At 66.4% G+C, this 25,372-nt stretch carries 17 protein-coding genes and 1 pseudogene; 14 read left to right on the forward strand and 4 right to left on the reverse strand.

The window, feature by feature from the left end:
* The first annotated feature begins 11 nt into the window (after positions 1-11).
* From ACLIVD_RS17485 to ACLIVD_RS17525, 9 genes and pseudogenes are all read left to right on the forward strand, one after another.
* The gene (locus ACLIVD_RS17485; RefSeq protein ID WP_491932778.1) at positions 12-1,469 is read left to right on the forward strand and encodes an aldehyde dehydrogenase family protein; all 1,458 of its coding nucleotides are present in this window, start codon (positions 12-14) and stop codon (positions 1,467-1,469) included.
* Positions 1,470-1,580: 111 nt separating this feature from the next.
* Positions 1,581-3,245 (forward strand): flavin-containing monooxygenase, encoded by a 1,665-nt coding sequence (locus ACLIVD_RS17490; protein WP_491932779.1) that lies wholly within the window; start codon positions 1,581-1,583, stop codon positions 3,243-3,245.
* A complete protein-coding gene (locus ACLIVD_RS17495; protein ID WP_005246555.1) occupies positions 3,242-3,619 on the forward strand; it encodes a hotdog fold domain-containing protein in 378 nt (125 codons plus the stop codon). The genes ACLIVD_RS17490 and ACLIVD_RS17495 overlap by 4 nt, the downstream gene beginning before the upstream one ends.
* A gap of 2 nt (positions 3,620-3,621) precedes the next feature.
* A complete protein-coding gene (locus tag ACLIVD_RS17500) occupies positions 3,622-4,920 on the forward strand; it encodes an NAD(P)/FAD-dependent oxidoreductase (protein WP_005570175.1) in 1,299 nt (432 codons plus the stop codon).
* A 33-nt stretch (positions 4,921-4,953) separates the two neighbouring features.
* Positions 4,954-5,649: a hypothetical protein gene (locus ACLIVD_RS17505; RefSeq protein ID WP_005570176.1), complete on the forward strand. Its 696-nt coding sequence runs from the start codon at positions 4,954-4,956 to the stop codon at positions 5,647-5,649.
* 43 nt (positions 5,650-5,692) lie between these two features.
* Positions 5,693-7,078: a flavin monoamine oxidase family protein gene (locus ACLIVD_RS17510; protein WP_283331613.1), complete on the forward strand. Its 1,386-nt coding sequence runs from the start codon at positions 5,693-5,695 to the stop codon at positions 7,076-7,078.
* Between the two features lie 64 nt (positions 7,079-7,142).
* Positions 7,143-7,296 (forward strand): annotated as a pseudogene (locus tag ACLIVD_RS17515) (nitronate monooxygenase); the annotation flags it as partial.
* 63 nt (positions 7,297-7,359) lie between these two features.
* Entirely contained in the window at positions 7,360-8,952 is a 1,593-nt protein-coding gene (locus ACLIVD_RS17520; protein ID WP_491932894.1) for an AMP-binding protein, read from the forward strand.
* Positions 8,953-9,377: 425 nt separating this feature from the next.
* Complete coding sequence (locus ACLIVD_RS17525; RefSeq protein WP_491932780.1) at positions 9,378-12,626, forward strand: protein kinase domain-containing protein; 3,249 nt, start codon at positions 9,378-9,380, stop codon at positions 12,624-12,626.
* Between the two features lie 533 nt (positions 12,627-13,159).
* On the opposite strand, the gene ACLIVD_RS17530 is transcribed toward ACLIVD_RS17525, so the two are convergent.
* The gene (locus ACLIVD_RS17530; RefSeq protein ID WP_491932781.1) at positions 13,160-13,528 is read right to left on the reverse strand and encodes a hypothetical protein; all 369 of its coding nucleotides are present in this window, start codon (positions 13,526-13,528) and stop codon (positions 13,160-13,162) included.
* A gap of 393 nt (positions 13,529-13,921) precedes the next feature.
* On the opposite strand from ACLIVD_RS17530, the gene ACLIVD_RS17535 reads away from it, so the two are divergent.
* The 5 genes from ACLIVD_RS17535 to ACLIVD_RS17555 all read left to right on the forward strand — a co-directional run bounded on the left by ACLIVD_RS17535 (position 13,922) and on the right by ACLIVD_RS17555 (position 20,535).
* Positions 13,922-14,866, forward strand: coding sequence for a hypothetical protein (locus ACLIVD_RS17535; RefSeq protein WP_491932782.1), 945 nt, complete (start codon positions 13,922-13,924; stop codon positions 14,864-14,866).
* A complete protein-coding gene (locus ACLIVD_RS17540; protein ID WP_491932783.1) occupies positions 14,866-15,795 on the forward strand; it encodes a hypothetical protein in 930 nt (309 codons plus the stop codon). Before ACLIVD_RS17535 ends, ACLIVD_RS17540 begins: the two co-directional genes overlap by 1 nt.
* 23 nt (positions 15,796-15,818) lie before the next feature.
* Positions 15,819-17,477 carry a transposase gene (locus tag ACLIVD_RS17545; protein WP_491932784.1) on the forward strand — a complete coding sequence of 553 codons (1,659 nt, stop codon included), beginning with the start codon at positions 15,819-15,821 and terminating at the stop codon, positions 17,475-17,477.
* A gap of 793 nt (positions 17,478-18,270) precedes the next feature.
* Entirely contained in the window at positions 18,271-18,531 is a 261-nt protein-coding gene (locus tag ACLIVD_RS17550; protein ID WP_283331606.1) for a hypothetical protein, read from the forward strand.
* A gap of 510 nt (positions 18,532-19,041) precedes the next feature.
* Positions 19,042-20,535 carry an MDR family MFS transporter gene (locus tag ACLIVD_RS17555; protein WP_283331605.1) on the forward strand — a complete coding sequence of 498 codons (1,494 nt, stop codon included), beginning with the start codon at positions 19,042-19,044 and terminating at the stop codon, positions 20,533-20,535.
* A 717-nt stretch (positions 20,536-21,252) separates the two neighbouring features.
* On the opposite strand, the gene ACLIVD_RS17560 is transcribed toward ACLIVD_RS17555, so the two are convergent.
* The 3 genes from ACLIVD_RS17560 to ACLIVD_RS17570 all read right to left on the reverse strand — a co-directional run bounded on the left by ACLIVD_RS17560 (position 21,253) and on the right by ACLIVD_RS17570 (position 25,172).
* Positions 21,253-22,653 carry a DEAD/DEAH box helicase gene (locus ACLIVD_RS17560; RefSeq protein ID WP_491932785.1) on the reverse strand — a complete coding sequence of 467 codons (1,401 nt, stop codon included), beginning with the start codon at positions 22,651-22,653 and terminating at the stop codon, positions 21,253-21,255.
* A 951-nt stretch (positions 22,654-23,604) separates the two neighbouring features.
* A complete protein-coding gene (locus ACLIVD_RS17565) occupies positions 23,605-24,831 on the reverse strand; it encodes an NAD(P)/FAD-dependent oxidoreductase (RefSeq protein ID WP_283332311.1) in 1,227 nt (408 codons plus the stop codon).
* Positions 24,832-24,911: 80 nt separating this feature from the next.
* Positions 24,912-25,172 (reverse strand): acyl-CoA-binding protein, encoded by a 261-nt coding sequence (locus tag ACLIVD_RS17570; RefSeq protein ID WP_283332312.1) that lies wholly within the window; start codon positions 25,170-25,172, stop codon positions 24,912-24,914.
* Positions 25,173-25,372 lie beyond the last annotated feature (200 nt).

Consider the following 25,372-nt stretch of genomic DNA (forward strand, 5'->3'; position numbering starts at 1 on the left):
GGAGTCCGCAGATGTCGAATACGCAACTGCCTCAGCCGATCAACTACATCGCGGACGGGTGGTCCGAGTGCCGGGCACTTCCGGACGCGTGGAATCTCGACCCCAACACGGGGCAACCCATCCACCGGGCCGTCACCACCGGACCGGACGACGTGGAGCGCGCGCTGCGCCATGCCGAGCGGTCCTACGGCTTCGAACGCTGGGATGACGCGGCGAGCGAGGAACGCGCCGCGGTCATCGAGCGTGCAGCCGACATCGTCGAGACCCGGATCGAGGACATCGCCCGGACCGACGCCCTCACCAGCGGCGTCCCGATCGCGAAGGCCCGGCTGGTCGCCCAGTTCCTCCCGCACCGGATCCGCTCGTCCGCTGCGGATCTGCGGGCCACCCCGCGGCGCACCGCGCTGGCGGCCGGCGGCCGCGACGTGCGGCTGTACAAGGTCCCGTGGGGCCCCGCAGCCATCCTCACCCCGTGGAACGGCCCCAGTTTCATTCCCGCCGCGAAGATGGTGAGCGCCCTCGCCGCCGGCTGCCCCGTCATCCTCAAACCGTCGGAGCACGCGCCGAGCAGCGCCCAGATCATCGTCGAGTGCTTCGTCAAGGCCGGGCTGCCCGACGGTGCGCTGCAGCTCGTCCACGGCGGGGGAGACGTGGGCGCGGCGATCACCGGCGACCCCCGCGTGAAGATCGTCTCGTTCACCGGCGGCCCGAACGCGGGTCGTGCGATCGCCCGTGCCGCCGCGGAGGACTTCAAGGTGCTCCAGCTCGAGCTCGGCGGCAACAATCCGGCCCTCGTGCTGGACGACGCCGACATCGACGTGGCCGCCGACGGGATCCTGGACGGGATGACCAAGCTCAACGGTCAGTGGTGTGAGGGACCGGGAAAGGTGTTGGCGCACAAGAGTCTCGTCGAGCCGCTCCTGGACGCGCTGCTCGATCGCATCTCCCGCATCGAGATCGGGCACTCGCTCGACGAGAACTCCCAGCTCGGCCCGATCTCGAACGCCCCGCATTTCGCCACCCTGCAGAGCCGCATCGACGGGCTGCGGGCCCACGGCGCGACGATCCATCAACCTGCGCAGCTGCCCGCGCTCGACGGGTACTTCCTTTCGCCCACCGTCGCGTCGGGAGTCGACGCGTCGGTGGCGACGGCCGAGCTGTTCGGACCACTCGTCAGTCTGCATGCCGTGGAGTCCGACGAGGACGCGCTGCGCGTTGCCAACGCCAACCCTTCGGGTCTGGACGCCTACGTGTTCGGCGGCGACCTGGATCGCGCCGTCGAGGTCGGATCCCGTGTGCTGTCCGGCGAGGTGCGCGTGAACGGTGCCAAGATCGCCGATCTCGCAGACGGTTCGGCACAGAGCTTTTGGGGCACTGCCGGAATCGGCGGTCACGCCCCCGGCGAGTCCGTCCGGGTGTTCTGCGGCGACCGCGTGGTCGGCGTCGATTCACCCGACCTCCCGCTGTAGCGATCGGCACTTCTTTCGCGTCACCCCTTGACTGTGACCGGGACCACTGGTCTACTGAACTAAGTCAATTGATCCAGTCAAATGACCAATTTAACGAAAGCGGCAAATTCCATGAACTTCCCCTCCACCTCGGATACCGGGATCGTCGATGTCATCGGCGTCGGCGCCGGCTTCTCCGGCCTCTACCTCTCGCACCGGCTCACCACCGCCGGGTGGACCTTCGCGGGCTTCGAGGCCGGACCCAGCGTCGGCGGCACCTGGTTCTGGAACACCTATCCGGGCGCGCGCTGCGACGTCGAGAGCATCTACTACTCGTACTCGTTCGACGAGGCGCTCCAGCAGGAGTGGACGTGGAGTCAGCGATTCGCGCCGCAGGCCGAGATCCTCAGCTACATCAACCACGTCGCCGACCGCTTCGACCTGCGCAAGCACTTCACGTTCGATACCCGAGTGGTCGGCGCGACGTGGAACGCGGCCGACCGGCTGTGGGAGGTGCAGCTGGACAACGGCGAGACGCGCCGCGGCCGCTACCTGATCTCGGGCGCCGGCGGTCTGTCCACCCCCAAGGACTTCGACGTGCCGGGCCTCGAGAACTTTACCGGACTCCAGGTGTCCACCAGCCGCTGGAACATCGCGCTCGACGACCTGGCGGGCAAGCGTGTCGCTGTGATCGGCACCGGATCGTCCGGCGTGCAAGCCATCCCGCTGATCGCGGAGGTCGCCGAGCACGTCACGGTGTTCCAGCGCACCCCGAACTATGTGATGCCCGCGCGCAACGCCGACCTCCCCCCGGAGCAGGTCGCCGCCGTCAAGGACGGCTACCCGGCGATCCGTGAGGAATGCCGGCACTCGCCCGGCGGCATCCCCGACCGCCCCGTCACCGACAACGCCTTCGACGTCTCGGACGAGGAGCGTCGGGGGCGCTACGAGGAGGCTTACGAGCGCAGCGGCTTCCAGGGCGTCGGCGCCGAGTTCGCCGACCTCCTCACCGACGCCGAGGCGAACCGGACCGCGTCGGAATTCATCCACGACAAGATCCGTGAGATTGTCGAGGATCCGGCCACCGCCGAGCTGCTGGTGCCCAGGTATCACCCTCTCGGCGCCAAGCGCAGCGTTTTCGGTACGGACTACTACGAGACCTACAACCGGCCGAACGTGTCGTTGGTGTCGCTGCGTGACGAGCCGATCGAGACCATGACCGCGAACGCGATCGTCACCTCGAAGGGCACCTACGAGGTGGATGCGGTGGTGCTCGCGATCGGGTTCGACGCCTTCACCGGCCCGCTGTACGGGCTGGGTCTCACCGGCGCGTCCGGCAAAACGCTGCAGGAGACCTGGCACGACGGCATCCGCACCTACCTCGGATTCATGACCACGGACTTCCCCAACTTCTTCATGGTGGCCGGTCCCCTGAGCCCCGCGTTGGCGAGCAACGTGGTGGTGACCATCGAGCAGGCCGTCGACTGGATCGCCGATCTCATCGAGCACGCCCGCGACTCCGGCGCCACGCTGATCGAGGCCACCCCCGAGGCCCAGAACGACTGGGTGGACATCACCGAGGGGACCGTCGCCCAGACGCTGTACGCCACCACCGACTCCTGGTACCGCGGCTCCAACATCGAGGGCAAACCCAACACCTTCATGGGCTATGTGGGCGGTGTGGGCAAGTACCGCCGGATGTGCACCGAGATCGCCAAGCGCGGTTACCCCGGCGTCGAGATCGACGGGGAGACACAGTCCCGCAACCTCGGCCCGATCCATCAGGAGATCTCATGAGCAGGACGGTGCACCGGCGCTACGTCGCCTTCTCCGACGCGCACTACGCCGGAAACCTGGTCGACGGTGCGTTCGCCCTGAAATTGTTCGGCGACGCCGGGACGAACCTGTCGATCGAGATCGACGGCCACGAGGGGCTGTTCGCCGGCTACTCGTCGGTCGAGTTCCTCGCCCCGGTCCGCGGCGGTGACGTCGTCGAGGCCGAGGCCCGGCTGGTGAAAAAGGGCAACCGCAGCCGCACGGTCGATTTCGAGCTCCGAGTGATCTGCCGCGGCTCCGACGACACCGGCCGCGCACAGGTCCTCGAATCGCCACTGGTCGCGGTGCGCGCTCGCGGCACCGCGGTCATCCCTGCAGACGAGACGGAGAAGTAGCCATGGAGCTGATTCACGACACCGGTTGGGCCGCACCGCCCGCCACCGTCGAACAACCCCTGACCGGTGACATCGACTGCGATGTCGTCGTGATCGGCGGCGGCGGGGGCGGCATGTCGGCCGCCATCCGCCTCGCCGAGAAGGGCGTCGACGTGGTGCTCCTCGAGGCGCAGACCCTCGGCTGGGGCGCCAGCTCCCGCAACGCCGGATACATCACGAACTCGGTCGCCGCCGATCCGGAGCTGTTGGGTTTTCTGCTGAAGCGCGAGCGGCTGCGCGACCTCTACCGGTACGCCGAAAACGCGGTGCACTTCGCCGAGGACGCCATCACTCACTACGGGATCGACTGCGGCTACCAGCAGGAGGGCATCGTGATGGCCGCCGTGTCCAAGGGGCAGCTGCGGCACGCGCGCCGCAATGCGAAGGTCATGGCCGAGGCCGGATCGGCGGCCGAATTCGTCGAGGGCCGCGCAGCAGGCCTTCCGGACGGCTTCCTCGGCGGAGTGCGCGAGGGGGTCGGTGGCACGCTCAACCCGGGTGAGTTCGTCCTCGGTCTGCGGGCCGCGACGATCGCGTCCGGCGTGCGTGTCTACGAACGCACCCCCGCCCGCGACGTCACGGACTCCGGCGACGGTGTCACCGTCGACACACCGGACGGAAGGGTTCGGGCTCGCAAGGCGCTGCTGACCACCAACGCCAACAGCAACGGCTTGTCCATCGCGCCGAAGAATCTCGCCAGCCCGGTGTGGACCTCCCTGGTCGAGACCGAACCCGTCGCACCCGAGCGACTCGACGCCATCGGCTGGACCAGCCGCGCCCCGATGGTCACGCTGCACATGATCATCGAGAGCTACCGCGTGACCCCGCGGGGCACCATCGTGTTCGGCACCCGCCGCGTACAGACCGGGCGGAACCCACTGCCGAACCGCACCCCCGCACGGAACGTCACCGACGACCTCGTCCGCGGATTCCACGACCGCTTCCCGGGCCTGCGCGACGTCAAGCTGCAACAGTCATGGGGCGGCTGGATCGGCATGAGCTCCACGTGGCTCCCCGTCGCCGGCGAGGCCTCCGACAACGTGCTCTACTCGCTCGCCTGCAACGGCCACGGGTTCGCCCAGGCACAGTACGTGGGCCATCTCCTCGCGGACCGGGTCGGCGGCGCGCCGCTGCACGACGACCTGGCCGCGATCTGGCACGGCCGCAAGCATTTCTGGCCCAGCTTCGTCAGCGGACCCGCGCTGCACGCGGCCTGGCTCGCCGACCGCGCCTCCGACCGCCTGGCAGCCCTCACGAACTAACCATCGGCGCAAGCCACCCTCCAAGGAGAAATCATGTCCATCAAAGAACTGCTCTTCGCGGTCGCGGACATCTGGATGATCGCCGTCGGATTCACCTACGGCATCAAATTCATCCGGAACTACAAGAACTACCTGCTCGGCATCGAGTGGATCATCGTCGCGACATCGGGCTCGAACTTCCTGATCTACGGCCTCGTCAAGGCAGGTCACGACAGCCCGATGTACGCCTTCGCCTACTTCCTGGACGCCTTCTCCCGGTCCGTCGGCATCACGCTGATCCTGGTCCTGGGGCTGATGAAGGTCACCCACCGGTACAAGCCGTCCGCGGCGGTGGACATCGGCGCGTTCGCCCTCGCTGGCGTGGTGGGCTTCCTCCTCAGCCAATTCGCCGTGGAGATCGGTCTGCCCGGCAAGATCTTCTACATCGTCGTCAACGTGCTCACCACGATCTTCCTGATCTACTTCGTCAAGCGCCTCTGGGGCATCGGCGAGCGCGGGCACGCCATCTCGGCCGCCGTCGCCACCGCCTGCGGCTTCGTCATCGCCGCGACCTACGACTTCGTCCACATCCCGGGCGACGACGCGGAGCACACGATCTTCTACATCTTCGCGCTGTCCACGTGGGGCCTGCAAATGTTCACGTACTACCGCGCCTACCGAGCGTTCGACGCCTACAACAAGCGCGTCGATGCGCAGGCGGTCAGCGGCAGCGCTCCCGCTACGGCCTGAGCCGCCGGACCTTTCCTTGTGATCGAGAATCAGGAACCGAAAAATGACAACGCACGACGTGCATGAAGAGACCACCGAGGTAGTCGTTGTCGGCGCCGGAATGTCGGGGCTGATGGCGGCCACCACGGTGGCGCCGGAGACCGACGTGGTGGTGCTCGAATCCACCGATCGCACGGGCGGACGAGTCGAGACCGTCCGGCGGGGCGACTACTGGATCAACGTCGGCACCCAGTTCACCGAGGGCACCGGCACGCTGATCGATGCCCTCGACCGGCACGGCATCGAGATGGGCTCGCTCGCAGGCAAGAGCGTCGCGCTGTACTTGAACGGCGAGGTGGTCGACACCTCGAACCCCGTCGCGCTCATGTTCCGCACGCGGATGACCATGATGGACCGTATCGGCATGGCCATCGTCGGTGCACGCATCCTCTCGGTCATGCCGTTCCTGGAGTCGCAGAGCCGTATCGCGCAACGGGTTCGCGCCAAGCTCGACACCAAGCTGGCGTCATACCTGCTGAAGGGTGTCCGGTCGGAGTTGGCCGCCGCCGTCGTGCGGTCGTGGTCGGCGCAGTGGATGGGATGCGAGGTGGAGGAGACGGCCGCCACCCAGTTCGTCACGTCGGTGGGCCTCGCGCTGGCCGACCCGGAGAAGATCCCGAACTTCTCGCTGCCGGTGGGTGGCAATCAGACGTTGACCGACGTGCTGACCGAAGATCTCGGTGGCCGGATCCGGCTGAACTCGGTGGTGCGCTCGGTGCGGCAGGACGGGGACGGCGTGGTCGTCGACTATCACGACGGCGACCGACCGGTGCGGCTGCGGGCAAAGCGCGCGATCGTGACCGCACCCGCCGATGTCGCCGAGCGAATCATCCCGGACCTCCCGCAACAGCACCGGAATGCTTTCAACGACATCACCTACGGCCGGTACGTGATCGTCGGATTCTTCACCGACGAAGTCGGGCCGCAGCGCTGGGACGACTACTTCGCTGTCTCGACGCCGCAACTGTCGTTCCAGGCGATGTTCAACCACGCCGCGGCGATGCGGAACGGCGACGGCCGTAAGCCGGGTGGAGCGCTGGCCTGTTTCGCCGGCGGCGCTCACGCCGACGCGTTGTTCGACCTCCCCGACGAGGAGATCGTGTCGCGGTACCAGCAGGACCTGCTCGCAGTGTTCCCCGAGCTGGAAGGGAAGCTGGGCGAGGGCATCGTGCGACGGCATCGTCGGGTCGTGCCCTTCTGGGCGCCCGGGCGGAGGAACTCGCTTCCGACGTTGCGTGATCCGCTCGGCACCACCTACCTCGCCGGCGACTACCAGCTCGATCTGCCGTCGCTCGCCGACGCAGCGACGTCGGGCGAGCGAGCGGCGAAGGCCGTACTGGCGAGCCTGAGCCAGGCCGCGAGAGAGAAGGACTCGGCAATCAGAGTTTGAGCAGTCGCTTCGCCAGCTTGCCGGAGGCGCGGGGTAGTTGCCGCGTGGTCCGGGCACGCCCTCAGCCGAACAACTCGGGGTCGACGCGATCGGCATCGACGGCTTCGAGTGCGCCGGACACCCCGGCGAGGACGACGTCCCGGGCTCGTGCTGATCCCCGCCGCGGCCCGGGCGCAGTCCGTCCCGATCATCGCGCGAGCGGCGGACTCGCCACCGGCGCCCGACCACCGGGCTACGAGACCAATTCACCACTGCTGCAACACTTCGAGGGAGAGGCCCCAGTGAGCTTCAAGAGCCCGTTTCCGGACGTCGAGATTCCGAACCTCAGTGTCTACGATTTCCTCTTCGGCCAGGTCGACACGGCCGATGGGGACCGGCCCGCGCTGATCGACGGTGCCTCCGGCGCGGTCACCACGTACCAGTCGCTGGTCGCCCAGATCAACGGGGTGGCCGGGGCGTTGGCCGCGCGCGGTCTCGCCGTCGGTGAGGTGGTGGGTCTGCATTCGCCGAACGTTCCCGCGTTCGCGTCGGTGTTCCACGGGATCCTGCGGGCCGGTGGCGTCGCGACCACCATCAACGCCCTCTACACCGCCGAGGACATCGCCAAGCAGCTCACCGACTCGAAGGCGAAGTTCCTGTTCACCGTCTCCCCGCTGCTGCCGCAGGCCAAGGCCGCGGCCGCGAAGGTCGGGATCCCGGTAGCGAACGTGATCGTCCTCGACGGCGCCGACGGGCACCCGTCGCTGAAAGATCTGCTGGCCGAGGGCGCCCCCGCCCCGGACGTGTCGTTCGATCCGGCGACCCAGCTGGCGGTGCTGCCGTACTCGTCCGGGACCACCGGCCGGCCCAAGGGGGTGATGCTCACGCACCGCAACCTGGTGGCGAATGTGTGTCAGATCAACCCGCGGATGGGCATCGGCGCCGACGACAAACTCCTCGCGGTGCTGCCGTTCTTCCACATCTACGGGATGACGGTGCTGCTGAACGCGGCCCTGTACAACCGGGCGAGCTTGGTGACGATGCCGAAGTTCGACCTGGTCGAATTCCTGAAGATCGTCTCCGGCCAGAAGTGCACGTATGTGTTCATCGCCCCGCCGGTCGCGGTGGCGTTGGCCAAGCACCCGCTGGTCGACGATTACGACCTGTCGAGCGTGCATTCGATCTTCTCCGGTGCCGCCCCGCTGGATCAGGAGCTGGGCAAGGCCGTCGCGAACCGGCTCGGCTGCCGGGTGCGGCAGGGCTACGGGATGTCGGAGATGAGCCCGGTCTCGCATGCGATTCCGTTCGACCGTGACGACATCGCCCTGGACTCGGTGGGTCCGTCGATCGCGAACATGGAATGCAAGCTGGTCGACCCGGGCACCGGCGAGGAGGTCGCCTACCCGACCGACGGGGTCAGCGCACCGGGTGAGTTGTGGTGCAAGGGCCCGAACATCATGGCCGGGTACCTCGGCAACGACGAGGCCACCGCGGAGACCCTGGACGGGGACGGGTACCTGCACACCGGCGACATCGCGACCGTCGACTCCGAGGGCGTCGTGACGATCGTGGACCGGATGAAGGAGCTGATCAAGTACAAGGGCTACCAGGTGCCGCCCGCCGAGCTGGAGGCGTTGCTGTTGACGCACCCGCAGATCGCCGACGCCGCCGTCATCGGGGTTCTCGACGACGAGGGGGAGGAGGTGCCGAAGGCGTTCGTCGTCCGCCAGCCCGGTGCCGACCTGGACGAGGCCGCGGTCATCGCGTTCGTCGCCGAGCGGGTGTCGCCGCACAAGAAGGTCCGCAAGGTCGAGTTCATCGACCTGGTGCCGAAGTCCGCCGCGGGCAAGATCCTCCGCAAGGACCTACGCGCCGCCGAAACTGCCGGGAGGTAGGCCCTCCGACAAGGCACACATCGAACCGACCACTACCGCCACCCTCATCGACGGTGTCCTGCAGCTGCCCATCTCCACGCCGGCCGCAGGCACGTCGATGGATTTCACCCAGATCGACGAGGCCACCGAGGCCGTGCGCCTCGGCTTGCTCGACCAATTTGTCGCCGACGACGAGATCCACACCGAGCGCCCCAGAGCGCCACGCTCGACGGTATAAGGGCGCCGCCGCCAGCGTGAACGCAGCATCTGCGCTGCCACACGTGTTCGTGCAGCATCGAGTCTGTCGGTGTCGTGACGCGGTTCGAGGCTACCGTAGCCCGCATCGTTCAGGCTACCGTCAGCGATATCCTGGAAACACGTCGTCGAGAGGCTGAACGTGCAGATTTCATCGAACATATCGCGGACCGGATGAATCGATCCGGACGATGCCCGATATCGATCCGTTCGAGACCCATCGCGATGTGACCCCGTCAGTCGCGTCGGAACTGGCAGCCGACGGATTCGACGACGCCCGGGAGATCGGGCGTGGAGGCTTCGGTGTCGTGTACCGGTGCACGCAACCCGCACTCGACCGGACCGTCGCCGTCAAGGTGCTCACCAACGATCTCGCGGAGGAGAACCGGGAGCGCTTCTTTCGCGAACAGAGGGCGATGGGCCGCCTGACCGGCCACCCCAACATCGTCAACGTCCTCCAGGTCGGGGTCACCGACAGCGGACAACCATTCATCGTGATGCCGTACCACCCGCAGGGCTCCCTGGACGAACGTATCCGACGGCACGGCCCGTTAGGTGTGGACGACGTACTGCAGTTAGGGGTGAAACTGGCAGGTGCGTTAGAGGTTGCCCACGGCGAGGGCATCGTCCACCGCGACATCAAGCCGGCGAACATTCTCCTCACCGACTATGGCGAGCCGGCGCTCACGGACTTCGGGATCGCGCATATATCCGGCGGGTTCGAGACCGCTACCGGCATCGTCACCGGTTCACCCGCGTTCACTGCGCCCGAGGTCCTCGGCGGCGGCGCCCCAAGCCCCGCCTCGGACATATACGGACTCGGAGCCACCCTGTTCTGCGCAGTCACCGGCCACGCCGCATTCGAGCGCCGCAGCGGCGAACAGTTGGTCGCCCAATTCATCCGCATCACAAAGGAACCGGCACCGGATCTTCGGGATCACGGCCTCGCCGACGATGTCGCTACCGTGATCGAGCAGGCAATGGCCCGTCGCCCCGAGGACCGGCAACCCTCAGCCCTAGCGTTGGGCGAGAATCTGCGCGAGATCCGACGTCGCCGCGGGATATCTGCAGACGACATGGCGCTCCACGTGCGACCCGCCCCGGATACAGAACCAGCACCGCAGGAGAGGATTCACCTGAACCCTTCCCGCCACGAGAGGGGGAATCTCCCCCTGGAGTTGTCCAGCTTCGTCGGTCGCAGGCACGAACTCGCCGAAGCGAAGAATCTACTGACGTCGTCGCGCCTGCTGACATTGGCCGGAATCGGCGGAGTCGGGAAAACACGCCTCGCACTTCGACTTGCATCGAGCATCCGCCGCGAGTTCGCCGACGGCACATGGTTCGTCGAGCTCGACGAGGTCGATACCCCGTCCCGCTTGATCCACGTGGTGGCCGCAACCCTCGGTGTGCGGGACCAAACTGACCGGTCGCTACGCGAGATTCTGCTGGACTTCCTGTCTTCGCGAGAACTGTTGCTGATCTTGGACAACTGCGAGCAAGTGATCGACGCGGTTGCCGACCTCGCGACGGTTCTGCTTCAGCAGAACCCGAATCTGCGCATCCTCGCGACAAGCCGCGAACCCCTTGCAATTGCCGGCGAGGCAGCACTGCGCGTTCCCCCACTCACCGTCCCCGACCCCGACCGCGAGCCGTCCCTGCAGGGTCTGCCCCGCTACGACGCGGTGTCGCTGTTCACCGAACGCGCCACCACCGCGGTCTCGACCTTCGCGTTGACCGATGCCAACAAGTCCGCTGTAGCGCGGATTTGTCACCGGCTGGACGGGTTGCCCCTGCCGATCGAACTGGCGGCAGCGCGGTTGCGTGCGATGTCGCCCGAACAGATTCTGCAACGGCTTTCCGACCGCTATGCGTTGTTGACTCGCGGGAGCCGAGGCGCGCCGTCGCGCCAGCAGACGCTTCGGTTGTGCGTCGACTGGAGCTACGACCTGTGCACCCCGCTCGAACAATCCACGTGGCAACGGCTGTCGGTATTCACCGGCAGCTTCGAACTCGATGCCGCAGAACACGTGTGCGGGGACAATACCGGGGACCTGCTGGACTCGGTGGCATCCCTCGTCGACAAGTCGATCCTCATCCGCGAAGAGCACGGCACCGCGGTCCGCTTCAGGCTGCTCGAGACCCTCCGCGCCTACGGACGAGAAAAGGCCCAGGAAATCGACGACTACCACGACTTGCGCCGGCGGCACCGGGATTGGTACCGCCAGCTGGCTCGCACCGCCGAGGACGAGTTCATCGGTCCCAGGCAGCTCGAGTGGATGGAGCGACTCAGCAGTGAGCAGCCCAATCTGCGGGACGCGATGGATTTCTGCCTCGCCGAAAGCGATGCCGACGCCGGTTTGCAGATGGCCACACCCTTGTTGCAGCTCTGGGGGTCGCGAGGCCAGCTCAGCGAGGCGAGGCGCTGGCTTGACCAATTCCTGTCACTCCAGAAAGAACGCCCGACCATCACCTACATCCGGGCGCTGTACGCCGACTGCCTGATGTCCGAACAGCAGCAGGACCACCAGCGAGGTGCTGCCCTTGTCGAGCGGGCGCGGATCCTCGCCGATCAGATGACCGACCCGATAGCGCACGCGATCGTCGACCACGCGGACGGCATCGTCGGATTGTTCACCGGCGATCTCACACGCGCGGCGTCACGTCTGGAGCGGGCACAGCCTGTGTTGCGACATGCCGAGAACGAACTCGCACTGCGGATCGAGTCCCTGACGCTGCTGGGATTGACGTATCAACTGGCCGACACCCAACCCCACCGGGCAGTCGAATGCTACGAGAAAGTTCTCGCGATCACGGAAGCTCAAGGTGAATCCGTCTATCGGGCCTACGCACTGTGGGCCATGGCCGTCGCACAATGGCGACTGGGTGATCAGCGCCGCGCAACCGACCTACTCGAAGAAGGAGTGCGGCTCGCTCGACTCGTCGACGACCCGGTCAGTTGCGCGAACTGCGTCGAAGTACTCGCCTGGATCGCCGGAACCAGTGACCCTGAACGCGCCAGCACACTGATGGGGGCCGCGGAGACGCTCGGCCGCGCTGCCGGGAGCCCGTCCGTAATCGTTCCCGACCTGTTCGTTTATCACGAAGAATGCGAGCGGTCCGCCCGCCGGATGCTCACCGAACGCGCCTTCGAGCAACCCTGGCAACACGGCAGGGCAATGGATCTCACGTCCGCTGTCTCCTACGCACTCCGCGAGCAGACCCCGAAGACGAGTCCTCCAGATTCCACCACCCTGACGAAACGCGAAAAACAGGTCGCCGAACTGATCGCCGAGGGTCTGACCAACAAGGCGATCGCCGCCCGCCTCGTCATCTCGCAGCGCACCGCTCAGGGACATGTCGAACACATCCTCACCAAACTCGGATTCACCTCAAGAGCACAGGTCGCTGCCTGGGTTGTCGAAGAGAGACAATCGTCCTAATTTACGCTCGGCGTGACGGGGAGGCACGGGTCAGCCGGACATCGGACCCGCCTCCATCGAGCCATGGAAGGTTTCGTGGGTACTTGTGCTGGCCGTGTAGTCCACTCCTGAACGCCATCACCAAAAGCCGACTGCACACGGTCGCACGTGCCAGCTAGCGGTGCAGTCGCCGTTTGATATTGAAAGCGTGTTCCTAAAACGGTCGTTTATGAACCCTCGATCGGAACAGCGCACCTCCTGACGGAATCGACAGTGGTCGTGCGACGTTCGGGCCTTCAGCGCACTATGGGATCAAGCGGCCGAACACGATTGTCTCCGACCCATGTGGGGTTCAGGGCGGCAACCACTGCTTCCTGAAATGACACGAAGGACAATACTCATGGTGAGTAGTCTTCGCGCACCGCTTATGTGCTGCTGACCACCTATCTCGACTTTCAAGATAGCTACGATCTGCCGATGCGTCTCAAAGAGCAACTACCGAGAGAGCTGGTTGCTGGATTGCGGCCGCTCCATTCTGGTTGCATGATGTGCGGTCAGGAGCCGTGCGTGGCGAATTCGGTTGCGGCAGCGAGCATGGTGTCGCGCACGGTGTCGAGGTTCGCTTCGCGGAGTAGCTGTGCGGGTGGTTGGTTGTCGAGTGCGGGGTTTCGTCCTTGGAACCAGGTTTGGATGACGGCGGGGGTGTCGCGCGCGCCGATTCGTCGTGCGGCGTCGAGGGCGACGTGGAGTCGGTTGAGGATGGCGTGGTCGGGCGGTGGGGTGGTGCCGTCCACCCATCCGTGGACGGTGGCGGTGTCGGGCGCTTCGGCCAGGTATGCAACGAGTTTCGCGCCCAGGCGTGACCGCAATTCGGTGATGAGGGTGCGCGCTGCCGTGTCGGGTCCGGTGCCTGTGTCGACCATTTCGCCTCTCCTCGGTCAGCCCCCGTGTGCTGTTCACGCTACTCGGGTTCCGGGTGGGGATGTTACTTCGAGGTGCGCATGTCGCCGCTGGTCAGGGCTTTTCTGGGTGCCGCCGCTGGGTTAGCGTGAAGGTATCGGATCTGCCTCACACGCTGGATAGGGGAGTAAAAACTTCATATCTGCGTGCTCCGACTGGAGGTGATCCGCTCAACTACCTTTGAACGCACCGAAAGACACCGAATGACGCTCGGTGTCTTTCGAATTCGTCAGCTGTGGTGCAGCTGACCCCATGTGATTCATGAGGAGTAGACACTCATGACGATACTCCCTTGCGCTTTGATCGGCGACGGGCTTATTGGAAGTCACCTGTTGGATGGGGAACGGTGATCACTGATGACGGCCTACAAGCGGCGAACTGATGACGCCGATGGCATCGCGGCGCGTATCCGGTGTTTTGAACCACGATCGGTCGATCCCGCCGCGTGGTCGGTGGTGGCGCCGTGGGTGCGCGAGACCGTCGAATTGTCCGGGCCCAGGTTGCACAGTCAGGCGGCGAACGCGTTGAAGGCGCTGTCGCGGTTCGCGGTGTGGGCAATCGATGTGGGGTACGACCTCGACCGGGAGACGGTGCTGACCCCGGAGGTGCTCGAACGGTATCGGGTGACCGGGATGCGGGAGCTGGCGCCGACCTCGCGGTTGACGGAGATCTCGCGGCTGCGCAGGGTGGCGCGGGCGGTGACGCGCCGGGCGCCGTGGCCGGCACCCGGCGAACAAGGAGCCCGGCAGGGCTTGTCCGCGCCGTACACGCACGAGCAGGTCGAGGCGTATTGGGCGGCCGCGATGGCGCAGAACGGGCCGTTCCGGGTGCAGGCGATGACCGCGGTCCTGGCGTTGACGGTGGGCGCAGGGGCCCGCTCGGGCGAGTTGTTCGCGGTCACCCGGGCCGATGTGGTCGAGGTCGGCGGCGTGGTCGCGGTGGCACTCGGGCCGGTTTCGGCTCGGCGGGTGGTTCCGGTGCGGGCCGGGTGGGTGGATCGGCTGGAGAAGGTCGCCGCGGGAGCTGGGACGGGGCCGTTGGTGGCCTCGCACCGGGCCGGCCGCGATCAGGCGGCGGCGCTGCTCGCCTCCTTCGAGTACCCGGCCGGGTTGCCCCGGTTGACGGTCGCGCGGTTGCGGTCGACCTGGCTGACCGGTGTGTTGTCCGATTGCGGGGTGGCGGAGATCTTCGCGGCCGCCGGGATCGTGAGCGGGAAGGCGTTCTCGGATCTTGTTCCGTATCTTCCTGTCCCGGAGGTCGGTTCGCCCGGGTGGCGGCGGTTGGCGGGAGGGCAGCAGTGATGGCGCCGCGGACATCGGAGCAGATCATCGAGCTGTACACCCCACGGATGCCGGCGCAGGAATGGGAGGCGATCGCACCGTTCGTGCGTGACGTCGTCCGGTGCGGGTTCACACCGAGCCAGATCGCGAAGGTCACCGCGACCCGGATCTCGGAGGTGGCGTCGATCGTGGCGTGGGCGCGAGAACAGGGACTGCCGCTCGACGTCGAGCAGGTCTTCCATCCCGCGACGGTGAACCGGTACGCGATGACGGCACCAGGATTGGCGGCCGCCTCACGGTCCACACGACGTGCCACGCTGACGACGTTGTCGCGGCGGATCACCAGGCGGGCGCCCTGGGAACCGCAGCGGGAAGCGTTGCGGTATCCGCGGACGGTCGCGCCGTATACGGCGGCTCAAGTGGCGCAGTTGCTGTGGTGGGCGCCGCGGCAAGCGAGTGCGGTCCGCAGGCGGGGGCTCGCTGCTGCGGTGGCTCTCGGTGTCGGGGCCGGGTTGCGCGGCACCGAGATGCTCAACGTCGGCGTCCCGGATGTGCAGGTCCGCGGCGAGCACGTCATCATCGAGGTTCGTGGCGCGAAGCGGCGGGACGTACCGGTGCGCCCGGCGTACCGCGAGGCGGTGCTGGCGTCCGCGGAGCGAGCGAGCCGTGGGCACTTGTTCCGGGATCCGGTGCCGCGGGTCGAGTTCGTGAGCGATCTGCTCGCGCAGTGCGAGGCCCCGCGTGGAGTGAAGCCGGTGACGTCGTCCCGGCTGCGGTTGACGTGGGAGGTCGCGATGGTGCAGGCCGTTTCGCTACCGATCTTCATGAGGCTGTCCGGGCTGACCGGGACCTGCAAGCTGAACAACCTTCTCGCTCTCGACTCCCTGGGCACGCGTGCGCGGTGGAGCATCGCCGAGTTGGATGCGATCGCCGAGGGGGTGCCCTGGTGAACGCGAAGGGCAGGGTTCGTCGATTGCACGAGGTCAGCACCGACGTGCATCGCACCGAGGGGTGGCAGTTCAAGCGGGTGGTCGCGGTGATCGAACATTGTGAGGCACGCGAGTTCGTCCACGAGGTGTTCGACCACCATCGCGGCGTTCAACGCAATTTCACCGCCGATGCATTCCTCGCCGCCTACCTGCTCACACCGATGCTCGGCCTACCGATGCACCAGACAAAAGTCGCGACGGTGGTGCGGGGATGGACCGATCGGCAACGCGCGGCACTCGAGCTGCCGGACGGTGTGCCCATCAGTTATAAGGCCATCAACGATGCGTTACGGCGACTGATGAACGCGTGCCGATCATCTCGGTATCCCGAGTGGGACGAGCATCGCTTCGTGCAGGCCCTGCTCGATGCCTCCCTGTGGGGTCACCCGTCGACCGGGGCCGTGGCTCTGGATTCGACCGACCTCTCGACGTGGGGGCGGGTGCGCCACCGCAAACCGCTCGTCGACGCCGACCCCGACTCGCCGCCGCCGCCGGATCATCCGCTCGCGCCGCCGGATCCGAACCATCCGCATGCCCGCAGGAGCGGGCACCACCTCCCGGACGCCCCGACCGGGCCGGATGGCCGCTACATCTACACGGCCGACATGGACGCGCGGATGGGCTGGCGCAGCAGTGAGTTCGAGGAAACGATCTTCTTCTGCGGTTATGACCTGCACGTGATCACCGATGTGCCATCCGTGCCCGGCCGTGGCCCGGTGGTACACGTGGCCCGGGCGATGAACCTCTCACCGGCCGGGTCGCACAAGGGCATCGGTGGCCTGCCCGCCGTTCACGCGCTCGGTGACACCATCGGCAAGCCGCGCCAGCTCCTCGCCGACCGCGCCTACAACTACGTCACCAACGACACGTTCGCGTTGCCGGTCTGGCAGCTCGGCTACACCACCATCTACGACCTGCACCCCAAACAGCGCGGCACACACCCCGGACCCGACGGTAGCGACACCCTCTGGATCGACGGCACCCTCTACCCGACGAGTCTTCCTGCGGGCCTGCACGACATCGAGCCGATCGACACCAAGATGGACGCCGGCGTGCGCGGGCGGCTCGACCGCCGGCACCAGGCCCGCCAGGCCTACGCCTTCGTCCCACACGGCGCCCGCCAACCCGACGGATCCCGGCGTTACCGCGGGCCGGCCGTTCCTCCGGCCCGGGTTCGCTGCCCGAACAATCCCGTCTCGATGCGCGCACCGCACAGCGTCCCGACCACCTCCTGCACATCGGGAACACCGTGCGGGTGCGGGCGCACGATCACCCTGCCCGACGCCGATTACCCGGACCTGCGGATGCCGTTCCAGCACGGCACCCTGGCCTGGGAGGCGTCCTATCACCGCAGGGTCGGGATCGAGAGCCTGTTCGCCGACCTCAAACGCAACCGCCTTGGTGTGCACCGCGGCTACTTCCGGGGCTTCGGGATCCGCCGCTACACCCTGCTCGCCGGCTTCACCCTCGCCGCCCTGAACATCCTCAATCTCCACGACTGGGCGACCCGGCGCGAGGTTCTCGATTCCTGGGGTCGGTTCCTCGGCGAATCGGAACCCGAACGCCGACCCCGACGGCGTCGCCGCACCCACTCCGCCACGCGCCACGCAACATCTCTGGCCGCCACAGGACCGGGCAGATAACTACCCCGCCCCGCCACCGGAATCCACGGATCCCGGTAGCCGACCTCGACCACCCGACGAAAAATGACCGATTGTCGAGTACGGGTTCGCCAGGTTTGCGGGCTCCCACAGCGTCGAACGGGTCGCAGACCGGCCGGAGAACCGCCCGAAACGGGCGTCACAGCGTCGAATGCGCAGAAATAAGGGTCCGAATCCGATCCCGGGCCTAATAGGTGAACCCAACAGGCCCTAATGGGTGAACACCCCAGAGAGGCGAGGACGGGAATCGAACCCGCGTATTCAGCTTGGGAAGCTGATGTTCTGCCATTGAACTACATCGGCGCACGATATTGGGCGCGCGTAAGCAGGCCCAACACCCTGCGGCGGAAACATTAGTCGCCCACTGACCGGCAGGGATCACGAAGAGGATCCAGCGGATCAACGCCCGCGCCGGGGGACGCTGGACTCTCCCGCAGCGGTGTTGCCGGGCCCGATCCTGCTGGTTACGCCGCCATAGTGCCGCCGCGAGGAGCGCGCGGGCAGCGGGGGAGAGCACCCCTGGCCGATACATGACCCCTACAGGGAGGATCAACGGCGGGTCCATGGCGCGGGCAACGACACCCGACTCGCCGGCATTGTCGACGACTGCCCTGGGCACCCACGCCATTCCGGCACCGGCGGCGACCAGCGGTACGCTCGCTTGGCGATGCGCTGTGACGACACCGAGCGTTGTCCGCCGTGATGCGCGGCGTAACGCGGACTCCACCGCGACCCGCCCTAGCGCGCCGCCGGTCACCGCGATCACCGGTAGGTCGTGAATCTGGTCGAATGGCAGGGGGTCGGGGAGACCCTCGGCGATCTCACGGGGAAGGGCAACGCACAGTTCATCGGTGCCCAGGTTGTGGGTGTCGAGGTCGCGGCGGTCGGCGGGCTCTCCGGAGTCGGCCGGTTCGAGGAAGCCGAACCCCAGCTCGACGGTTCCGTCGCGCACTGCCGTGGCTACGTCGGTCTCGGACCGGTACTCCCTGATCCGGACGGTCACCTCGCCGTAGGCCCGCCTCAGGTCACCGATTAGTTTGGGGAGCGGCGACTCGTACTGGCCTCCGGTGGTGCCGACGTCGACGTGTCCGCCGTGGAGACCTGAGAGTTCGGCAACGGACGCCGGTGCGGTGGCCCCATCCCGGAGCAGTCGTCGGGCGGGATCGACCGGTGCCGCACCCACAGGTGTAGGGAGGGTCGGACGTCGCGAGCGCCGTTGTCGTCGCGCTGAGTGTGGCCCGTGGCTATTCAGACGCCGCCCCGAGGCCGTGAGTAGTAGGAGCTCCGAGGCGAGGAAGCGCGAATGATCTTGGTGCGCATGGAAAGGAGATGCTGGCGCCGTTCAATTATGCAGCGAAGACCAGCGAGCGGGCCCACCAATCTCACCGTCCGCCGAGCTGTGCGGCCGGCGCGCCGCGTCGCCCGAAGTGAGCACGGAAAAAACATTTGGCGGCGGAACTGGGGGTCGGTAGATTCGGTGGCTGCCCTGCTTCTGTTCCGTCGTTCGCCGGGATGTCCCCAGTTCCCACCACCCGAAAGGTCCACCGTGACCGAACCTACTGGCCTCGTGAACGACGAGGCAAGAGCCGACGACCGAATCGAACGCCGACACCTCCAGGTGATCGGTGTCCTGTTGGTAGCCAGCTTCGTGGTGATCCTCAACGAGACGGTGATGAGCATCGCCATCCCGGTCCTTCAGGTCGAATTGGGCGTACATCCCAGCGTCGGGCAGTGGCTGACGACCGCATTCATGCTCACGATGGCGGTGATCATCCCGCTCACCGGCTATCTCATCCAGCGCATCCCTACGCGCACCTTGTTCGTGCTCGCCATGTCGCTGTTCACGGCGGGAACGCTGATTGCGTTCGCCGCACCCGGCTTCGGTGTGCTGCTGTTCGCCCGCATCGTGCAAGCATCCGGGACAGCCCTCATGCTGCCGCTGCTGATGACGACGATCATGACGCTGGTGCCGCCCGCCCGTCGTGGTGCGATGATGGGCAACATCTCCATTGTCATCGCGGTTGCGCCTGCTCTCGGCCCCACCCTGTCCGGTTTCATCCTCGACCACTTCGGGTGGCGTTGGATCTTCGGATTCGTTGCCCCCATCGCGTTGGTCACATTGGTCCTCGGCGCCCGATTCGTTGTTTCGGTGTCCGAGACGACGAAGGCCCGCATCGACATTCTGTCGATCCCCCTGGCGGTACTCGGATTCGGTGGCCTGGTGTACGGCCTGGTGAGCATCGGCGAATCGGCCCAGGAATCCCCGACGATCCCCGTGTGGGTGCCGTTCCTCATCGGTGCGGCCGCGATGTCCGGGTTCCTCGCCCGACAGTTCCGGCTGCAACGCGAGGACCGGGCCCTGCTGGACCTGCGTGTGTTCGGATACCGCCAGTTCAGCATCTCGGTCGTCGCGATGCTGGTCGGCATGGCAACGATGATGGGCACCTTCATCATCGTTCCCTACTTCGCGCAGTCGGTGATTCACCTCGATCCGTTCGAAACCGGTCTCATCACACTGCCCGGCGGCCTTCTGATGGGTCTGGCGGGTCCGATCGTGGGCCGCGTCTACGACCGGCGCGGTCCTCTCGTGCTGGTCATCCCCGGCTCGATCCTCGTCAGCATCGGAGTGTGGATGCTGACGACGTTGAACACGTCCACCTCATTGTGGTGGCTGCTGTTGTCGAACATGGCACTGTGCCTCGGCCTGGCGGCGACCTTCACACCGCTGATGACGTCGGGATTGGGATCGGTGGCCGCTCACCTGTACGCGCACGGCTCCGCAGTGGTGGGCACGTTCCAGCAGGTGGCCGGCGCCGCCGGTACGGCACTGTTCGTCACTGTAATGACGGTCGTTGCCTCACGATCCGGTCACCCTCACGATTCACCGGACGCCATCGCCGAGGGGGTGCGAATGGTCTTTCTTGTCGCCGGGATCCTCTCATTCGTGCTGATCGCCGCATGCGCCTTCGTGCGCAAACCGGCGAACCCGGTAAATCACGCACACCCTGCATCGGTGGATGCGGCCGCGCAGGGGACCTGAACGGTGGCGCGTGCTGAAGGTGGGCCCCCGAGCCAGTGTTCGAGCCGCCTGGATCGGGTGCGCTTGCCGACTGAGGGTTGCGTCCATGACGATGGTTTACGGACCGGATCCGAATCTGTGCGAGCGCGGCTCGCCCCTGCTCCGCGGACGCTGGAGTGGCGTTGCGGTGCCGGATCGCGGCGTCGTGTTGCGTCGGCTGTTGTGCGAAGTTGGCTTGGGGAGGGCCCTGTCCAGTTGGTGTGGGTGAGTTGTGAGCGGAGGAGGGCGACCGGTGCAATGATCTGGTCTGCTGTGGGCAAGGGTCCATCCGCATTCTCGGGTGTGGCGGTCGAGGGTGTGTGAGATTCGGTTCGCGTGGACGCCTCGACCGTCGGTGGCATCCACGAGGAAGGTGACAGGTTTCTGTGCCCGGGTGTCGGTCACGAACGGTGCCTGCCCGGTAGTGGTGCATCCATCGTCTGTTTCGGTGGCGACGAGGGGGGATCGCAGGGTGGGCGTAGCTGCTGCCGGATACATCGGCAGTGATCGCGCCAGCGCTGCATGAGACGTCCTCGCCTGTTCCCCCGGTTGAGCTGGGCCTTTGAATCCGATCCGGCGGTCCGCCGATGGGTGTGGCTCCCAGTGCTGTCGTGTGTCCACGCGGACACACCTGGCTGAGTGGGGGAATGTACATCCGCTCACTCTCGATTGCAGAAGTCCCTGGTCCAGGCATCATTCCTACTCGAAGATGCTTTCGGGAAGCCAGTCTGCGTCGAACAGCCGGGCGAGGTTTCCGAACCCCCCGAGATCGCCATCGACACTGGCTGATGTCACCATGAGCCGATTGATCATGATCCGAGCCGCCTGCTCCTCCACCGTTCCGGCGGCGAACAGGAGTGACCACGAGCAAACCTGCCCGTCGCGATGCGCACGACCCATCGTTTGGCGTGCGGCAATTCCGGAGTAGCGAGGCTGGTGGAAGAACCCGATGCGACGTGCCGATGAGGCGCGGGAACCGTCGACCATCAACTCGGACGCCTGCAGATTGATCGCAGATGCGGTGTTGAACACCACGACCGGGTTGTGGCCTCGCTGAAATCGAATGCGCTCCGTCTCGAGATCGCCCCCGCCGAAGATGCGGGAGACGCCAATGCCGTGCTCCTCCAAGAGGTTGGCTACCGGGTCGGCGGCCGTGGTGACCAATTCGACGGCGACGAGTACCTGGTAGCCGCGTTCGACGTGTGCGGCTACCAGCTCGGCGGTCTGCGGGGCTCTCAGCATGCCTGCCTTCTGCCGGAACCGCATCAGAGCGGCACGGCCGCGGGCGGTGTCGTTCCCCTGGCGGGCGATCCTCATCGCGCTGCGGAACTCACTCCAGTCCTGGTGGTACGCAGCCCATTGTGTGGCGGTGAAGTCGAGTGGCAGGCCGTCGATAGGTGGCGGCCCCCAGGGCGCGTCGCGATGCATCATGACGGGCGGGTCGCAGTCGGTCATCCATTTCCGGACGCGGGTGACGGCCTGATGCTGCAGCCGCTGAGAACCTTTTGCTTGGTCGTTCCAGTCCCATTTGCCCTTGTCCCACCCGGGAGCCAGGGGTAGGCCATGCTCGACCAGTTTCTTACCGAGGTCGGCCCACTCGCCCGGCGGGTCATCGTGCAGTTGCGCGAAAAGCGAAGACAAGTAGGTGTATTCGCCTGGGTGATGACCCGGCGTCGCCGTCACGGTGATGACGAACGGCGCCTTCTCAGGCGTCGCGGAGAGACGGTTGATGCGCCGCTGGTACTGGGTGCGCTGGGCCGTGAGGTGCCTGAATTGCTGTGCCTCGTCATTGATGATGAGGGAGAAGGAGTACTTCGGTTGGCCGTTGCGTCCGAGTAACTTCTTGAGCTGGTCCGGGGAGATGATCAGCCACCGATAGCCTCCGTCGCCGAACGCAGCGAGGGCGTCGCGCCACGCGGCGATGGTGATCTGGGCCGGCCGGTCCACGGTGATGAGTACGGTGTCGCCGCCCCCTAATTTCAGCGCAGCTTTCGCGCCGAGGATTGCGCTGCCGGTCTTGCCTACACCGGGCTCGTCGGCCAACAGGAATCCGCGCTTGCCGTGGTGAAAGGCCGTCGCGATCGCCTTCGCGGCGTCCACCTGTTCGGGCCGCGGTATCTTGTGGAAACCAGTAGCGCCCGGTTGCCGCACGCCGTTGAAGTCCTCTTCGACCCAGCGAGCGTACGAGTACGGTTTCGACGCGTAGACGGTGAGTTCGTCAGGCAATTGAGCGCCGATGTAGGCATATGCTTTGAGCGCTTTGTAGTACTTGGCACCGGGCGCGGATGCCCGATACGGGACGTCGAGGATCCAGATCTGCTCCCCGTGCCCCGGGGTGGGTATCAGGGGCTTGGCGCCGGCTCGTCTGGGACTGGAGCGTCGCTGGGTGGTCTTGCGTGCGGCCATGAGTGCAGGCTATTCCCAAGGCGGATCGCCGGGGTCGACGACGTCATCTGCGGCGCATGCGGTTGCGACCGCCGCGGCGGCTGGCACCGAGGAATCGCGGGCTGTCGCGGCGGGCGCGGGGCCCGGTGCAGGGCGATTATGTATATCGATAGTCTCCACAACCTCAGGTTCTGCGGACGGTTCCACTGCTCTCGACTCGGCGGTGCGCGCGGTGGCGTCGGGGATGTTGAGGCAATCGCCTTCGTCGTGCAGCCCGACCAGGCGTCGCGTTCGGCGGGCCCGGGACAACGCCCGCCCAGGCGGTTCGTGCGCCTACTCAGCAAGGCGGCGAATGTACCTGCCCGTATCTCGTCGTAGAAGGGGCTGTCGGACTGTCTCATTGGCCTTGCCCTCGCTTGTGGTAGGGGTCCTGTCTGTGCCTATTGACCTGTTTCGGTGGCCGTCCGCTGCGGCTGGCGCTGCAGGCGGCACATATCAGTTGTGCACGAATAGATAGTGTACGCTACATGTTGAGATGGACTCGGCCGAAGGAGCGATCGGCGGGTGTAGTGAGTTGGTGAGAGGTCCTGGCCTGGCGGGCGACCGGCAGGGCGGTCGTGTCATCGTCACCGATGTGGTCGACGACCTCGACCGCCGATCTGAAAGTCATTGTCCGGGATCAGGTCGCGCCTGCAGCGCCGGCGCGGCGGCGGCCAGCAGCGCGTCACGGTCTCGGTTCAACGGGGGATAGATGCGTTGGGTGTTGATGGTGACCTTGGTGGCTTTGGCTCGCGCGCCGCGCGACACCACCTGTCGATCCCACCCCTCGGTGTACACCGCTCCCGCCGGTCCCAGGTCGAGAATCGTTGCGTACCAGGGGATCCGGAGCGGGAGCATCGCCTCCCCGAGTAGATCGCTGATGACGTTGTATCCCGCGTAGCGGCCCATCGGTCGCCCGTGCTGGCACGACATCACCGACAGGTGGTCCTCGTCCACCCTTGCCGCGGCGACGTCGCCGGCGGCGAATACCTCGGGCGAGCCGATCACCCGCAGATAGTCGTCGACCGGCAGGCGACCGAGCCGGTCGTGCTCGGCACCGAGTTGTGCGGTCAGCGGGTTCGCCCGCATGCCCGCGCACCAGACGACGGTGCCCGCGGCCAGCACCTCTCCGGAGGAAAGCGTCACGCCGTGCTCGTCGACAGCGGCGACACCGACACCCGTCCTCGTCTCGACGCCGTTGTCGGACAAAGCCGCTTCGATCACCGGTCGCGCCGATGCCCCCATGTCGGAACCGACGTAGGGGTTGTGGTCGATCAGCACCACCCGTGGTTCGACGTTGCGTCCTGCGAATACCTTCGCCAGCATTCCGGGCAACTCGGACGCCGTTTCGATGCCCGTAAGGCCGGCGCCGACCACCACCGCGGTCGCCGCGCCCGCGTCCGCTCGGCCGCCGGACAGCGTGGCCAGGTGGCGCTGTAGCTTCATTGCGCCGTCGTAGGTGTCCACGTCGAAGCCGAATTCCCGCAAACCGGGGATATCGGGCTTCGCCACCCGACTGCCCAGCGCCATGACCAAGCGGTCGTACCTCTGCGTGGGTTGTGCCCCGTTACCCGAAACGGTGACGCTGTGCGCCGCGGTGTCGATCGCCGTCACCTCGGCGGCGATGTGCCCGACGGCGACCGGGTCGAGCACGTCGCTCAGTGGAATGCGGCAAGCGCTCAGGTCTGCCTCGTAGTTGCGGACCCGGATGTCGTGGAACGGCTGCGCACTGATCACCGTGACATCGACGGTGCCCGCCGCATCGAGTTCGTCGAGCCGCCGCGCAGCCCCCAGCGCGGCCCACAAGCCGGCGAATCCCGAGCCGAGGACGAGGACGCGCTTGGAATCCGTCACACCGCCATCGTGCCAGGTCTGCGCCGGGGCGACCGCTGGATCACGCGCGATCGGGCAGCACCGGACCGGAACGCCCGAACTCAGCCCTGCGTGAGACGGGCCACCAGGTCGATGTAGCTCTGCTTGGCATCGGCGCTGCTCGTACCCGCCACCTTGGCCCAGGCGTCGTACTTGGCGCGGTTGACCATGTCGAACCGACCGGGCCGCTTGCCTTCGACATCGCCCTTCGACCCCTGCTTGAACAGCGCGTACAGCCGCAGCAGCTCATCGTTGGCCGGCCGCGAGGTGAGCTTCGTGACGTTCTCCTGCGCATCGGCGAACGCCTGATCCAGATCCGACATGGGCACCCCTGGCTCTCGGACGAACTCTTCGACGCAATCGTAACGCCCGGAGCCGATGGCGTCTGATCCGTTCGGGCCGCCCATTCGATGACGGCGAGTCGGGGTTCGAGAAACAGGATGTCCCGAGCGGGAGTTGGTGTGAAGGTGTGCGGCGACGGGGGTTCCATCGATATGGTCGACGGGCGAGTGAGGTGAACTGA

It is taken from the genome of Rhodococcus sp. G6(2025) (genome assembly GCF_058628105.1).